The sequence below is a fragment of the Streptomyces sp. NPDC054783 genome (genome assembly GCF_053611725.1).
In genome coordinates this window covers 126,553-139,634 of record NZ_JBSHAY010000018.1, presented here as the reverse complement: position 1 = coordinate 139,634, position 13,082 = coordinate 126,553, and the positions used below count along the sequence as shown (strand labels likewise).

The following is a 13,082-nucleotide window of genomic DNA, read 5'->3' as shown; positions in this document are numbered from 1 at the left end:
AGCTGGATGAGCTGACGGGTCGCCCAGGCCATGCGCGTGGTACGGCGCAACTTTGCGGCGGACTCGGTCAGGACTGCTGCAGTTGGTTCGGTCCACATGGCCGGAAGACACTCGACGCCTTCGAGGGCATCGTGCGCTGGACCGAGAGTACAGCGGGGTGATCCCGCGGCCGTCGGCTCCCGCGAGACCTCGGCCGAGACCTGCACATGATCGAACGCCCCTACGGCGGATGTACCGCCAGGCCGCGCTGACCGCCGCCGTGTCCGTCGGGGAGCCACCTCATCGGCTGGTCCGACGCCTGGGAGGCTGTGCCTGCCCACCGTCACCGGCCATGAGCCGGCAGGGCCGCGTCTCCTGCGCGGTGATCATGTGCGAGCCGGGCGAGTGTGGTGCGGCAGATCTTGCCAGTGGGACCGAGCGGCATCTCGGACACCCGCAGCAGCAGTTCCGGCAGCTTGCGGCGTTCCAGCCCGCACTCGGTCTCCAGGAAGCCGGTGAGGTCCTCCAGGGTGACCGGCATGGCTGCCGGCACCTCGCGAACGCAGGCGCACAGGCGCTCACCCAGTTCGTCGTCCGGTACACCGACGCAGACCACTTCGGCCACCCACGGGTGGGCGGTAAGGGCCTGTTCGACCTCGGCGGGGCTGATGTTGTAGCCGCCGCGTACGACGATCTGCTTGAGGCGTCCGAGCACATGGAGCCGGCCGTGCACGTCCAGGCGGCCGAAGTCGCCGGTACGGACCCAGCCGTCCGGGGTGCGGTACCGCGCGTCGAGGTCCGGGGTCGCCACATGACACAGGGGCGTCATCGGGCCGCGTGCGCAAATTTCGCCGGTACGGGCGCTGATGCGGATGTCCACGACGGCGGGGTCGGGCAGGCCGGTGCCCGTCTCCGGGGACAGCCCGGTGGCGGCCGTGTGGCAATTGACGCCGTCGGAGGAGCCGTAGACGGTGATGACCCGACGCCCGAAGCGCCGTCCACAGGCCGCGGCCGTGGCCTCGGGCAGTGCCGCTCCGCTGGACACCACGGCCCGCAGCCCGCTCAGGTCCTCGTCGGGCCGCGGGGGCAGTTCGACGAGCCGTCGCAGCATCGTGGGCACGCCGAAGACGTGTGTCGGCCGGTGCTCGGTGATCATCCGGAGGGCCTCGTGCGGGTCGAACATGTGCTGGACGAGCAGCGTGCCACCCAGGGCGGCGACCGTCACGGAGGTACCCAGAGAGCCGAAGGAGGAGGCGAGCGGAACGAGGACAAGGTTGCGCATCGCGCCCGGGTCCCCGCCGGCCAGGGCTCGCACGTAGTTGGCGCGGCCGCCGGCCATCGCGTTGTGGGAGTAGGCGACCATCTTGGGCTCGGCCTCCGAGCCGGAGGACACCAGAATGCGCGCAGGTGCCTCCGGGTCGATCGGCTCTGGTGCGAAGGGCTGCCGTGCGGGGGCGGCGAGGGACTGCCCGGCCGGGTGCGCCGGTTCGCCCCAGCTGAACACCGCGTCGAGGTGGGGAAGACAGGCATCCGGCAGCGCGTCCGACGCCCGCTCGACGATGACTGCCCGGGCCCGGGAACGGCCCAGGAGGCTTGCCGGGCCACGGCTGCCGTGCCCCGGTGGATAGGGCAGGGCGACGGCGCCGAGTGCCGCCACGGCCAGTTCCGCCGCCACCGCCCGGCGCCCGTTGGGCAGCCGGACGGCGATGATGTCCCGTGCGCCGAGGCCGCTCTCGGACAGTCGGGCGGCGATGTGCCGTACGTCGGCGTCCAGTCGGGCGTAGTCGATGGCGCCTGCCGAGTCGATGACGGCCGTACGTGTGGGGTGGGCCCGTACATGGCCGGAGAAGAGCGTGTAGAGGTCGCGGTCCGGGCAGTGTCCCCGCGCAACCCAGGAGCGGCGGAGCGCAGCGGGTACCAGGTCCCGGATCTCGACACCGGCGGACGAGGTCCACACGCGCGTCATCTGAACTCCCAGGGAGTGTGCGGGTAGGCGTATGCGCCGGTACCGATCGCGTGAGCGAAGCGCGGATCGCGGGCCAGACCGGCGAGGTTGGCGCACACCGGTGTCACCGTCGTTCCGGTCGCCGTCAGCAGGGGGAGCAGTTCGGCGCTGGGGCGGGTGCGTGCCAGTGCAGGGAGCGTGGCCGGGCTCGCCGTCGACCCGGCTCCCAGTGCACGGGCGATCCGCTCCGGGCGGGCGCGGGCCTCGGGACCCAGCCACAGGTGTCCGTCGAACGTGGGCAACGGTCTGTCGAGCACGCCCCACCGCGCGCGCTGCCGGCGGCGCGGGACGGTCGCGGCGGCGGAGTGCAGTGAGGAGTCCGCACGCCGGCCCTGTCCGGTGCGCAGACGGGCCAGCAGCGCCGCGAGCACGGCCTGCGCGCTGACCAGTCCGCCCAGGACGTCGGTGAGGGTCATCAGGGAGGGGGCGGGGGGTTCGTCCGCGGGCCGGATGGCGGCGGCGAGGCCGCAGTGCGCCTGGACCAGGTAGTCGGTGCCCACCGGAGGCCGTGGGCCGAGCGCCGTGCCCCAGCCGGACGCCCAGGCGTACACCAGCCCCGGCCGTACCCGGCTCAGGTCGTCGGCGTCCAGGCCCAGCCGGGCTGCCTTGCCCGGCGCCCAGTTGTGCAGGAAGACATCGGCTTCCGAGACTGCTTCGCGCACGGCCTGTCGGCCCGGTGCGGTGGTGATGTCGATCTCGATGACGGACTTGCCGGCGTTGAGGGCGCTGAACCGTGCCGAACAGCCTCGCGCCAGGGGCGGGATGCCGCGCATCGGCTCACCGCCGGGCGGCTCGATGCGTACGACGTCCGCGCCGAGCAGCCGCAGTACGTGCCCGGCGAGGGGGCCCTGGACACGCCGTGCCGACTCCACGACGCGCAGCCCCGCGAGGGGCAGCCGGGTACTCGGGGCGCCGCCACCGGGGAGGGCGGACGCCGCCGCCGGCAGCGCCGTGAGCGTCCACGGCCGTACCCCGGCAGGCTGCGCGGGCTCTTGCCGTACGGGCAGCAGGCTCGCCCCGGAGGACTCCGCCGCCGCGCACAGCACAGTCAACGGAACGCTGCGGACGGTCCCGGCCAGCGCGGCCGGCAGCGGGCACACGGCGGTGCCGAACCGCGCCTGGAACGGCCGCCAACCCCGCCGGACGGCGTCGCGAGGCGCACCCAGGATCTGCCAGAAGCCGAGCCACTGCCCGGCGTCGAGGGCTTCCAACTCGACGCGTACGCCGTCGGCGGAGACGAACGCGCAGTCGCCGGGGAAGGCTTCCGCGCCGGGATCGGTGTCTTCTTCCGGCGCGGTCGCGGCGGCGAGGTACTGGGTGAGGGCGAGCAGCGCGGCCTGGCTCACGGAGGTGCGCACGCCGCTCACCCGGCCGCCCCGGGCGCGTGCGATCAGGGCCGCGCTGACGCCCTGGGCGGCCAGAACACCGGCGATGGTGGACGCGAAGTCGACGGCGAGTGGTGTGGGGCGGCCGAGGGCCCGGCCGTGAACGTGCATGATGCCGCAGGCGGCCTGCACGGCTCGTTCCTCGGACAGCGCAAGCGCAAGGGGGCCGGCCCAGTCGATGTCGCAGGCGACGGTGTGCACGTCGGGGTCGTCGACCAGACTGAGCAGGCGCGTGGCGACCTGGGTGGCGACGGGGGGGCCGGCGAGCGCGGGGACCGGTGCCGCGAGCGTCATCGGATCACTTTCCCGGACCGCGCGCCGTCGGCGGGGGCACCGTTCACCGGTGGCCTGCGGCCCTGTACCGAGTACATCACGCTGGAGGCGGCACGGAAGGAGGGGTCGCTCATCACCGCACGGACGCGGTCGAGTTGTGCCTCCGTCATGCCGGCGGCCAGCAGCTTCTCCCTCAGGTGGTGGGTGTGGTGGAGCTGCAGCCACAGACCGGGCGAGTCGGCGGTGCGCAGTTCGACACGGGGCCTGGGGTCCACGTCGACCAGACCCGCGGCCCGCATCGCGGCCGGAGCGCGTCGCCCCCACTCGGGGTCACCGCCACCGGCGCGCATGACGGCGCACTTGGTGGCGAGGAACGTCCGGTAAAGCCGGGCCGATTCCTCGTCAGGGACGAGCAGCGGCGGTTCGTAGGAGGTGTCGAACTCCTCGATCTGCAGCCAGCCGCCCGGCCTGAGCGCCCGCACCAGTTTGTCCAGGACCGCGAGGCGTTCGGGCAGGTGCTGAAGCACGAGACGGGCGACGACGAGGTCGAACGCGGCCTCGGGAAGCGGGTCGTTGACCACATCGTGCTGGACGGTGACCAGGCCGGGCCGTTCGGTGATGTGGTGTGGTTTGAGGTCGGTGGCGACGACCTCGCCGTCCGGTGCGACGCGTTCGGCGAGCCAGCGGGCGACGCTGCCACCGCCCGAGCCGATCTCCAGACAGCGCCAACCGCCCGTGACGCCGGTCTCCGCGAGGCGGGCGAACGTGGCCCTGTCGTAGGCCTCGCTGAGGCAGCGGTGCTGTTCACGGCTGTGCACGCTGTCGTTGTCGAAGACATAGCCGGGGTCCTCGACCAGGCGTGGGGGCATACGGACTCCTTCTCCTTCCCGGTTCAGGTCCAGCGGCCCGAACCTGCGGTTCCGGTGGTTCCCGTGAGCTGCCGCAGCAGCGCGGTACGGCGCACCTTGCCGGTGTCGGTGCGCGGCACCTCCTCCCACGGGAGTGCGACGGGGTCGGCCATCGGTGGCAGGCCGCGCACCGCCGCCCGCCAGTCGGCCTTGTCGATCCGGCCGTCCGCCGTGACCACGACGGGCAGCGGCGCACCGCCGGTACCGGTGAGAACGATGCACTCCAGGGCCTGTGGCAGCCGCTGCTCCAGCAGGTCCTCGGCCCTGAGGCAGCTCAGTCGCGGGGTGTGGTCGACCTCGCGGTCGAGCAGCTCGACGCTTCCGTCGCGGTTGCGTACGCCGATGTCGCCGGTGTTCCACCAGGCGCCGATCTGCTTGGCGGCCCACCGGGCGTCCTCGCCGACGTATTCCAGCGCACGGGCCCGGGTACGGGCCAGGACCAGTCCGTGCCGCCCGCGGGGCACCGGACGGAGGGTTTCGGGATCGACCACCCGCAGCCGCGTCTTCACCGGGATGGGGCGGCCGAGGTTGCGGGTGCCCGGCCCGCGAAGGCCGCCATCGGCGCCTCGCCTGTGGAAACGGAAGGTCAGCGGGCCGGTCTCGGTCTGCCCCCACCCTTGCATCCACACAGGGCTGCGGTGCCGGCTCGCGGCGAGATACGCCCGGATGGTGGGCGGGTGCATGGCGTCGTAGGTGCTGAGGAAGAGGCGGACGTTCCGGAACGGGTTGTCCAGCCTCTCGGTCAGCGGCCGGAAGCGGACGTAGGAGGCGGGCAGCGCCTCGACGACGGTCGGCGGGTGTGCGCGCAGCACCGGGTCGGCGAGGAAGGCGTCCTGGGTGGTGACCACGACGATGTTCGCGGGGGCCAGGCACATCGCGCTCGCGGTCCAGCAGAACGTACGGCCGTGGGCGAAGGAGTTCGCGTTGAGCAGGGTGTCGCCGCGCCGGACGCCGATCCAGGGGTAGCGGACGCTCTCGAAACGCGCCAGCTTGCCGACGATGGTGCGCGTCGAGTGCGTGACCAGCTTGGGTACGCCGGTGGTGCCGGAGGTGTGGTTGATGACCAGGGGCTGGTCGTCCGTCCGGCGGACGGGGGCGGGCGCGGCGTGACCGCGGACGTCGTCGGGGCCGAGCGTGCCCGGCACGTCCGCGTCCAGGACGAGCGTGACGTCCGCCGCCGGGGCCGGGTCGGCGCCCTCGTGCCGGGCGCGCTCCAGCACCGTCGCCGAAGTGACGAGCAGGGCCGGGGACAGACGGGTCAGGAGCGTGGCGAGCGCCGCGCCGGACAGGCGTGCGGACAGCTGTGCGGGCACGGCGCCGATGCGTACGGCGGCGCAGGCCAGCAGGTCGTAGTCCCAGTGGTTCTCCTTGACGATCGCCACCCGGTCGCCGGGGCGGACGCCGGCGGCGGCGAGTTGCCCGGCCGTTTCCCGTACCAGCGTGGCGAGTTGGGGCACGGTCCAGCGGGTTCCAGCGTCGGGGGCGATGTCGAAGGGCCGGTCGAGATGGACGGCCGTTCCGGTGCCGTGCTCGGCGCACTCGTCGAACAGAAGGCCCATGTCATGCGGTTTCACGGGCGTCACTCCTCGGTGCCACGACGGCTGGGCGGGGCGTGTTGCTTGTGGGGGCGGGGTGCAGCCGGCTGAGGACGCGGGAGGCGGCGAGGGCCCCGGAGCGGACGGCGGCCTCGCTGGCCGGGCGCAGCATCACCCAGTCGCCGGCGTACTCGACCGGGCGCAGCGGGCGGGCCATGAAGCGGAGTCTGCGTTGCAGTGCCTCGGGGGTGGCTTCGGGCAGGCCGTGAGTGAAGGCGTGCACGAAGTGGCGGCGGTGGGCGACGTCCAGGCCGGGGACGTAGCGGGTGGCCGCCCGCACGAGCCGCTCGGCGGTTTCCGCGCTCGATGCGCCGCGTAGTTCGGGGATGCGGCGCGGATCCGCCATGAGTGTCAGCAGGCCCTTGCCGGCGGGTGCGCGCCCGGGGTGCTTGACGTGGTCGACGATGATGCCTGAGAGCACGTCGTCTTCGGCGTCCGGCGCGAGCAGGGCGTACAGGGGCCTGCGTGACACCGGCGCGAGCGGCCGGTCCAGCAGACAGCTCACCTTGAGCGTGGGTGTGAAGGTGCACGCGGCGAGGAAGGCCTGTTCGTCCTCGGGCGCCTTGCCGTGCAGCCGCGCGGCGACGGGCGCCGGTACGCACAGGACCGCCGCCCGCGCCTTGACCGTGCCCGCGGGCCCGTGCAGCCGTACGCCGTCGCCGTCGTCGACGACCTCGTGCACCGGGGTGCCGGCGGCGATGTCGAGGCCGTCGGCCAGCCGGCGGGCGAGCAGGTCCATGCCGTCGTGGTACGTCCGCCAGCCGGAGATCGGCCCCACGTCGTTCAGCAGGCTGATCAGCGGGGCCGCGGCGGAACGGGCCGTGTCCCAGCCGAAGAAGCAGCCCGCGACGGGCTGGAACAGGTAGTCGTGGACGTCCCGGTGGTAGCGGCGCGCGAACTGCGCGACCGTGTCGGTGCCCACGGGCGTGCGCTCGGGGTGGTCACCGTCGAACGCGCGACGGTGCAGGGCCGTCCAGGCCAGGAAGCGGCCGAGGTCGAGACGCGCCCGTGGGGCCAGTCCGGCGCCGGAAAGGAGCGCGGCCGGGTCGGCCACGCCGGGATGGGCGCAGCCGTCACGCCAGACGCCGATGGCTTTCCCGATGCGCGGCACGTGATGGTCCGGCACACCGAGCCGTGCGAGTAGCTCCCAGGTGGCGCGGTAGCCTCGCTCGGGAATCTGTTCGGCGCCCTCGTCGATCACGTATCCGTCGTGCCTGAAGGAGTGCATACGGCCGCCGACGTACGCCCGCTCCTCGAACACGCGCACCTCCAGGCCGGCCCGCCGCAGCTCGTGCGCGGTGGTCAGACCGGCGACGCCCGCGCCGACCACGGCCACGTCGAGGTCAGGGCTCATGCAGCGCCCCCCGTGCCGGCGATCAGGTTGGCGGCGATCAGCAGGACGAAGCCGACGCGGTGCACCCGGAAGCCGATCCTGCGCGCCCGCATGATGTCGCCCGTGCGGAATCCAACGAGGTACTGGCGCAGCCGCAGGGCGGTCACGGGCAGCATCAGCACCACGAACCACCAGGGGGCGACCCCGGTGGCCGAGGCCACCGCGCCCAGCAGGAACTCGGCGGCGGACAGCGCCCCGACGAAGACGGCGTTGCCCTTGGAGGAGACCAGGGCCGCCACGGTGGGGCGCCCGACGGCACGGTCCCCGGGGATGTCGTTGGTGTTGGAGTAGACCCCGAACATCAGCGGACCGAAGCCGAAGAGCACACCCTCGACGAGCAGCAGCCCGGAGAAGCGGCCGGCTGTCAGCCCGTAGGTCGCCATCACCATCGCCACGCCCAGCCCGCAGATGAAGGCCTCCTGGAAGCCGTGGTAGCTGATCTTCAGGCCGTACGAATACTGCAGCGACACCACGAACAGGACAGCGATGAGCACCACCGTCCAGGTGGGCCGGTGCGGGGCCGCCTCGACGGCTGCGGCCCACAGCATCGCGCCGACCGCAGCGGTGACCCAGGCGAAGCGGAGCGCTTCGGGCACCGTCAACGCTCCGGCGACGAGGGGCTTGCGACGTTTGTTGCGCCGCGGGTCGTTGGGGCCGTAGTTGGCCGTGTCGCTCCCGTCGCGGTAGCCGGTCACGTCGTCGAGGGCGACCATCGACATGATCACGGAGACCGAGCCGAACAGGAACAGGGCCGACGCCGGGAGGATCGCCGAGACCGGCTCGCCACCCTGTGGTAGCACCGCGGACAGCGCCACGGCGACGGCCGGGTAGTAGTCGTAGACGTCGAGCTTGCCCAGCCGGGCGTAGCTGCGCAGCTTGCTCTCCGTCGCTATGGTGCCGGCCGCGAAGCTCCGGGCCTCGGCGCTGCTCGTCATCGACTCCGCTCCTTTGCATGATGGCTGTGTGCGGAAAACACCGCCGGAATCCGCGCATCGCCAATTCCCATTGGCCAATGATCACAGGCCACGTAATCAACTCGGGGCACACTCCGTGACGGGTGCAAATAGGCGCACGTTGAATTTCGGCCGGAATGTCGCCAAGGAACTCTATGGCCGAGGTGAGGCGGCCCGGAACCAGCGCCCGGATGGGTTCGCCCTAACGGGTGACGGCGGCCTCCGGAACCGCTCCAACGACAAGGCGGGCGACCGGTTTCGGAGTTGAATGGCCTTAGGAGTCAGGCCACTTGACGAGGGTGGATGTCCTGTCGGACGCGTGTGACTCTTGTGTACTTCTGTGCAAGTCGATGTCTTTTCTATTCACTCGTACGGGTTAACCGGCGCCCATTGAGTTCGGTACGCGAATGCCCGGGTAATGGTGCGTCCGTAGGATTCAGCAGGCAGCGACGGAGAATTTCAGCAGCGCTTTTCGGTCGGCTCTGATTTACTCCGTTGTGCAGACGAAAAGGAGTGAGATGACTCTCACCAATGCCCAGCAGGAACGCCTCGACCAGCGCTTCAACCTGTACGACACGAACGGTGACGGACGCATCGACCGCTCGGACCTGCACCGGGAGGCGCAGCGCGTCGTGCAGGCCTTCGGTGAACCCGAGGGCTCGCCCAAGGCGCAGGCGCTGCTGAACGCCTACCCGCAGATGTTCGACTACCTCGCCGAGAAGGGCGGCCACGGTGCGGGGGCGTCCCTGACGAAGGAGCAGTTCGTCGCGGTCGCCGCGCAGGAGATGCTCCAGCACGGACAGGCCGGCTTCGCTTCGGTGCTGCGCCCCAGCATCCAGGCCATGGTCGCCCTGTGCGACACCGACGGCGACAACCAGGTCAGCCCGGCCGAGTTCGGCAAGTGGATCAGGGCCATCAGCCCCGACATCGACGCCAGGACGGCCTTCCAGGCGATCGACACCGACGGCAACGGCCAGTTGAGCGTCGATGAACTGGTGGCAGCGGTCGGCCGCTACCACGCAGGTGAGACGGACGCCCCCCTCCTCGGCGTCTGATCGGGACCGGTGACCGGATGGGCCGGGCCTGTCCGGATCCAGCGGTGCGCCTGAGCGGTGCCCGTCTGCTGTGGGCACGCGGCTGTCTGGCGGTCCTGGCGCTCGGCGAAGGGCTGTCGGGCGCCTGGGCGCTGTTCCTGCCGCGCCGCTTCTACGGCTCCTTCCCGCTTCCCGGCCACCCGTGGGTCGCATTGTTCCCGCCCTACAACGAGCATCTGGTGCGCGATTTCGGTGCTGCCGTGCTCGCGCTGGCAGCGCTGCTCACCTGGGCCGCGTGTGTCACGCAACCATGGCTGGTGCGGGCGGCCGCCGGCGGGCTGCTCGTCTTCTCCGTCCCCCATCTCGTCTTCCACAGCGCCCACTTGGGCGACTCGGTCGCCGCCGAGGTGCCCGCGCAGGTGCTCTCCCTCGCGTTGCCGATCGTGCTGGCGGCGGCCGCGCTCATGGCGACGGCCGGGACGACGGTGAAGGACCGGCCCGCACCCACCACTCCACGCAAGTCCACCGAAGAGGAAGAGGATCGAAGATGACCTCACATGTCCAGGCAGAGCGGCTCCAGCGGCGATTCCAGCTGTGGGACCGTGACGGCGACGGGCACATCGACCGCGGCGACTTCCAGCAGGAGGCCGACCGCATTCTCGCGTCGTTCGACGTTTCACCCACGTCACCGAAGCGCCAGGCGGTCCTTGAGGCCTACCTCGGCATGTGGAACTTCCTCGCACAGGATGCGGAGGGAGGCCCGAACGGCTCCCTCTCGGAGGAGGACTTCAGGGCAGCGGCCTCGCGCCACGTGCTGGACGGGGGGCAGGCGGGCTTCGACAGGGTGGTGGAGCCCACCATCCGCTCCATCCTCGGCCTGTGCGACACGGACGGCGACGGGCAGGTCAACCCCACGGAGTTCCGTTCCTGGATCAAGGCGATCGGCGCCGAAGAGTCCACCGCCGACGCGGCGTTCAGCGCCATCGACGTCAACAAGGACGGCCGGCTGAGCGTGGACGAGCTGGTCCAGGCCGTGCACAAGTACCACGCGGGCGAGCTGGACATCGCCCTGCTGTGACCGCTGCGCCCGTGGCGCGGCACCGGCCCCTCTCCCGGCGATCCCTTCACTCGCGCCGCTGGGGGAGGGACCGCCTTCGTCCCGAACCTGTCGTCGATCCCGAGGACCCATGGACCACGTAGCAGCCGACCGCCCCGCCGGTCCGGTACCGGCGAGGACGTCATCCCGCCTGGTGCCGTTCTTCAGCCAGGCCGCTTCGTTCGAAGAAGCCTGGCCCGACATCCGTGCCCGCGTCGGTGAAGTGATCGACGACGGCAAGTACTCGCACGGGCAGCAGGTCGGCCGGCTGCAGACGGAACTGGCCGAGTGGACCGGCGCCCGTCACTGCGTGGCCGTCAACAGCGGCACCGACGCCCTGGTACTCCTGCTGCGTGCCTGCGGGCTCCGACCGGGCGACGAAGTGATCGTCCCCGCGTTCAGCTTCATCGCCACGGCCTCGTCCGTCGTGCTGGCCGGGGGCCGCCCGGTCTTCGCCGACATCGACCCGGTGACGTACACGCTCGACCCGAGGGCCGCGGCGGACGCCGTCACCGAGCGCACCACGATCCTCATGCCGGTGCACCTGTTCTGCCAGATGGCCGACATGGGTGCGCTGGCGCGGGTGGCCGACCGCCATGGGCTGACGCTCGTCGAGGACAGTGCCGAGGCGATCGGCATGCGCTGGGACGGTATCCACGCGGGCCTCCTGGGCGCGGGTGGCGTACTGTCCTTCTTCCCCACCAAGACGCTCGGCGCCATCGGTGACGCCGGCGCGATCCTCACCGACGATCCACGGATCGCCGCGACAGCGGCGGCCTTGCGCCACCACGGCCGCGCCGGCCGTACTCTCGCGCACTTCCCCGGCATCTCGAACGCCACCGAACTCAACGGCGTCAACAGCAAGATGGACGACATCCAGGCCGCCGTCCTGCTCGCGAAACTGCCACGGCTCGCGCACGCCCTGCGCCGCCGGGCCGAACTCGCCGCCGCCTACACCGAACGACTTCACGACGTGCCCGGACTCGTGCGCCTGCCGACAGTCGCGGAGCGCGACGTCCCCACCGACGCGGTGTTCTATGTCTACCTGGTCGAGGCCGAGCGACGGGACCGGCTCATCGCCCATCTCGCCGACCATGGCGTGGGCACCGAGACGTACTACCCGGTGCCGCTCCACCTTCAGCCGTGCTTCAGTGAACTGGGCTTCAAGCAGGGGCAGTTCCCCGACTCGGAGGCAGCGTGCGAGCGTACGGTCGCGCTGCCGTTCCACCCGGACATGACGACAGCCGACATCGACACGGTCTGCGCGCTGATCCGCCGCTTCTACACCGGGAGGGCCGCATGACCCGGCAGGGGACCATCCCGTTCTTCGCACCCGACCTGTTCGAGCAGGACCGTGAGGTGCTGCTCGATCTCGTACGGCACATCGGAACGGCCGCAGAGCAGAAGTTCATTCTCGGCGAGCGGACCGCAGCCTTCGAGGAGTCGCTGCGCGAGATGCTGGGCGCGGCCGATGTCGTCGCCTGCTCCAGCGGCACCTCCGCTCTCACCCTGGTGCTGGCCGCGATGGGCGTGGGTCCCGGTGACGAGGTCGTGGTTCCCGCCTACGGCTGTGCCCCACTCGGCAACACCGTGGCCAACCTCGGGGCCGTTCCCGTCTTCGCGGACATCGACCCCGTGACGATGGTCGTCGACCCGGCGGAGGTGGAGAGCGCGATCACCGACCGTACCAAGGCGGTGATGCCCGCGCACATGTTCTCGGTGATGGCCGACATGCCGCGGATGTGTGACATCGCGCAGCGACACGGCGTACGGCTGGTGGAGGACTCCGCAGTCGCGCAGGGCGGGGTGCTCGACGGGCGGCCCGCCGGCAGGTGGGGCGAGGCGGGCGTCTTCTCCTTCGTCCAGGTCAAGACCTTCGGCACCGCGGGAGAAGGCGGCGCCGTCGTCACCGATGATGTCGAACTGGCACGTGTCGTACGGTCGTTGCGCAACCACGGGCAGGAGGTGCAGCGTTTCGTCCACCAGCGGGTGGGCTGGAACAGCCGGTTCGACGAACTGCAGGCGGCCTTCCTGCTGCACCGGCTGCCGGGCTTCCCCGAGCGACTTGAACGCCGGGCCCGTATCGCCGACTACTACACCGAGCGCTTCACCCCGTTGACGGAGCGGGGTGTCGTACCGCCGCCCCCGGGACGCAACGGCCGTTGCCACTACGTCTATTCGCTGCTGGCCGACGAACGCGACGCACTCAAGGAACACCTGGCGGCGCACGGTGTGGCCGGCCACGTCTACTACCCCCTGCCGCTGCCCCACCAGCCTGCCTTCACCCGCTTCGCACCCCGGGGCCGTCGGTGGCCGCACGCCCTGGCGGCGAGCCGGCGGCAGCTGGCCATCCCCGTCAACCCGCACCTCACGGACGCGGAGACCGAGCACATCGCCGACACGGTGTGCGCCTTCGCGGCGGGGCGGCGATCGGCGTGAGGCGCCGCCCCTCTCCGTACGG

The 13,082-nt window shown here is 71.4% G+C and carries 11 protein-coding genes; 5 read left to right on the top strand and 6 right to left on the bottom strand.

Going from position 1 to position 13,082, the window contains the following annotated elements; all coding sequences use genetic code 11:
• Window positions 1-322: 322 nt before the first annotated feature.
• Genes ACWGJ5_RS28455 through ACWGJ5_RS28430 form a run of 6 tightly spaced genes read right to left on the bottom strand, consistent with a single transcriptional unit; the run spans window position 323 to window position 8,473 of the window.
• Complete coding sequence (locus tag ACWGJ5_RS28455) at window positions 323-1,945, bottom strand: class I adenylate-forming enzyme family protein (RefSeq protein ID WP_453312501.1); 1,623 nt, start codon at window positions 1,943-1,945, stop codon at window positions 323-325.
• A complete protein-coding gene (locus ACWGJ5_RS28450; protein WP_453312500.1) occupies window positions 1,942-3,663 on the bottom strand; it encodes a CoA transferase in 1,722 nt (573 codons plus the stop codon). The genes ACWGJ5_RS28455 and ACWGJ5_RS28450 overlap by 4 nt, the downstream gene beginning before the upstream one ends.
• Complete coding sequence (locus ACWGJ5_RS28445) at window positions 3,660-4,511, bottom strand: class I SAM-dependent methyltransferase (RefSeq protein WP_453312499.1); 852 nt, start codon at window positions 4,509-4,511, stop codon at window positions 3,660-3,662. The genes ACWGJ5_RS28450 and ACWGJ5_RS28445 overlap by 4 nt, the downstream gene beginning before the upstream one ends.
• A gap of 23 nt (window positions 4,512-4,534) precedes the next feature.
• Complete coding sequence (locus tag ACWGJ5_RS28440; RefSeq protein ID WP_453312534.1) at window positions 4,535-6,109, bottom strand: AMP-binding protein; 1,575 nt, start codon at window positions 6,107-6,109, stop codon at window positions 4,535-4,537.
• Window position 6,110: 1 nt separating this feature from the next.
• On the bottom strand, window positions 6,111-7,499 hold the full coding sequence (locus tag ACWGJ5_RS28435) for an NAD(P)/FAD-dependent oxidoreductase (protein WP_453312498.1): 1,389 nt from the start codon (window positions 7,497-7,499) through the stop codon (window positions 6,111-6,113).
• Window positions 7,496-8,473 (bottom strand): UbiA family prenyltransferase, encoded by a 978-nt coding sequence (locus ACWGJ5_RS28430; RefSeq protein WP_453312497.1) that lies wholly within the window; start codon window positions 8,471-8,473, stop codon window positions 7,496-7,498. The genes ACWGJ5_RS28435 and ACWGJ5_RS28430 overlap by 4 nt, the downstream gene beginning before the upstream one ends.
• Window positions 8,474-9,009: 536 nt before the next feature.
• On the opposite strand from ACWGJ5_RS28430, the gene ACWGJ5_RS28425 reads away from it, so the two are divergent.
• From ACWGJ5_RS28425 to ACWGJ5_RS28405, 5 genes are all read left to right on the top strand, one after another.
• On the top strand, window positions 9,010-9,546 hold the full coding sequence (locus ACWGJ5_RS28425; protein WP_453312496.1) for an EF-hand domain-containing protein: 537 nt from the start codon (window positions 9,010-9,012) through the stop codon (window positions 9,544-9,546).
• A 44-nt stretch (window positions 9,547-9,590) separates the two neighbouring features.
• The gene (locus ACWGJ5_RS28420) at window positions 9,591-10,076 is read left to right on the top strand and encodes a hypothetical protein (protein ID WP_453312495.1); all 486 of its coding nucleotides are present in this window, start codon (window positions 9,591-9,593) and stop codon (window positions 10,074-10,076) included.
• On the top strand, window positions 10,073-10,603 hold the full coding sequence (locus ACWGJ5_RS28415; protein WP_453312494.1) for an EF-hand domain-containing protein: 531 nt from the start codon (window positions 10,073-10,075) through the stop codon (window positions 10,601-10,603). Before ACWGJ5_RS28420 ends, ACWGJ5_RS28415 begins: the two co-directional genes overlap by 4 nt.
• A 109-nt stretch (window positions 10,604-10,712) precedes the next feature.
• Window positions 10,713-11,924 carry a DegT/DnrJ/EryC1/StrS family aminotransferase gene (locus ACWGJ5_RS28410; RefSeq protein WP_453312493.1) on the top strand — a complete coding sequence of 404 codons (1,212 nt, stop codon included), beginning with the start codon at window positions 10,713-10,715 and terminating at the stop codon, window positions 11,922-11,924.
• Complete coding sequence (locus ACWGJ5_RS28405; RefSeq protein WP_453312492.1) at window positions 11,921-13,060, top strand: DegT/DnrJ/EryC1/StrS family aminotransferase; 1,140 nt, start codon at window positions 11,921-11,923, stop codon at window positions 13,058-13,060. Before ACWGJ5_RS28410 ends, ACWGJ5_RS28405 begins: the two co-directional genes overlap by 4 nt.
• The last annotated feature ends 22 nt before the right edge of the window (window positions 13,061-13,082 follow it).

Bases quoted from the DNA above. Each gene is read 5' to 3' on its own strand.
- ACWGJ5_RS28455 (WP_453312501.1), bottom strand. From the start codon at position 1,945: ATGACGCGCGTGTGGACCTCGTCCGCCGGTGTCGAGATCCGGGACCTG.
- ACWGJ5_RS28450 (WP_453312500.1), bottom strand. From the start codon at position 3,663: ATGACGCTCGCGGCACCGGTCCCCGCGCTCGCCGGCCCCCCCGTCGCC.
- ACWGJ5_RS28445 (WP_453312499.1), bottom strand. From the start codon at position 4,511: ATGCCCCCACGCCTGGTCGAGGACCCCGGCTATGTCTTCGACAACGAC.
- ACWGJ5_RS28440 (WP_453312534.1), bottom strand. From the start codon at position 6,109: ATGGGCCTTCTGTTCGACGAGTGCGCCGAGCACGGCACCGGAACGGCC.
- ACWGJ5_RS28435 (WP_453312498.1), bottom strand. From the start codon at position 7,499: ATGAGCCCTGACCTCGACGTGGCCGTGGTCGGCGCGGGCGTCGCCGGT.
- ACWGJ5_RS28430 (WP_453312497.1), bottom strand. From the start codon at position 8,473: ATGACGAGCAGCGCCGAGGCCCGGAGCTTCGCGGCCGGCACCATAGCG.
- ACWGJ5_RS28425 (WP_453312496.1), top strand. From the start codon at position 9,010: ATGACTCTCACCAATGCCCAGCAGGAACGCCTCGACCAGCGCTTCAAC.
- ACWGJ5_RS28415 (WP_453312494.1), top strand. From the start codon at position 10,073: ATGACCTCACATGTCCAGGCAGAGCGGCTCCAGCGGCGATTCCAGCTG.
- ACWGJ5_RS28410 (WP_453312493.1), top strand. From the start codon at position 10,713: ATGGACCACGTAGCAGCCGACCGCCCCGCCGGTCCGGTACCGGCGAGG.
- ACWGJ5_RS28405 (WP_453312492.1), top strand. From the start codon at position 11,921: ATGACCCGGCAGGGGACCATCCCGTTCTTCGCACCCGACCTGTTCGAG.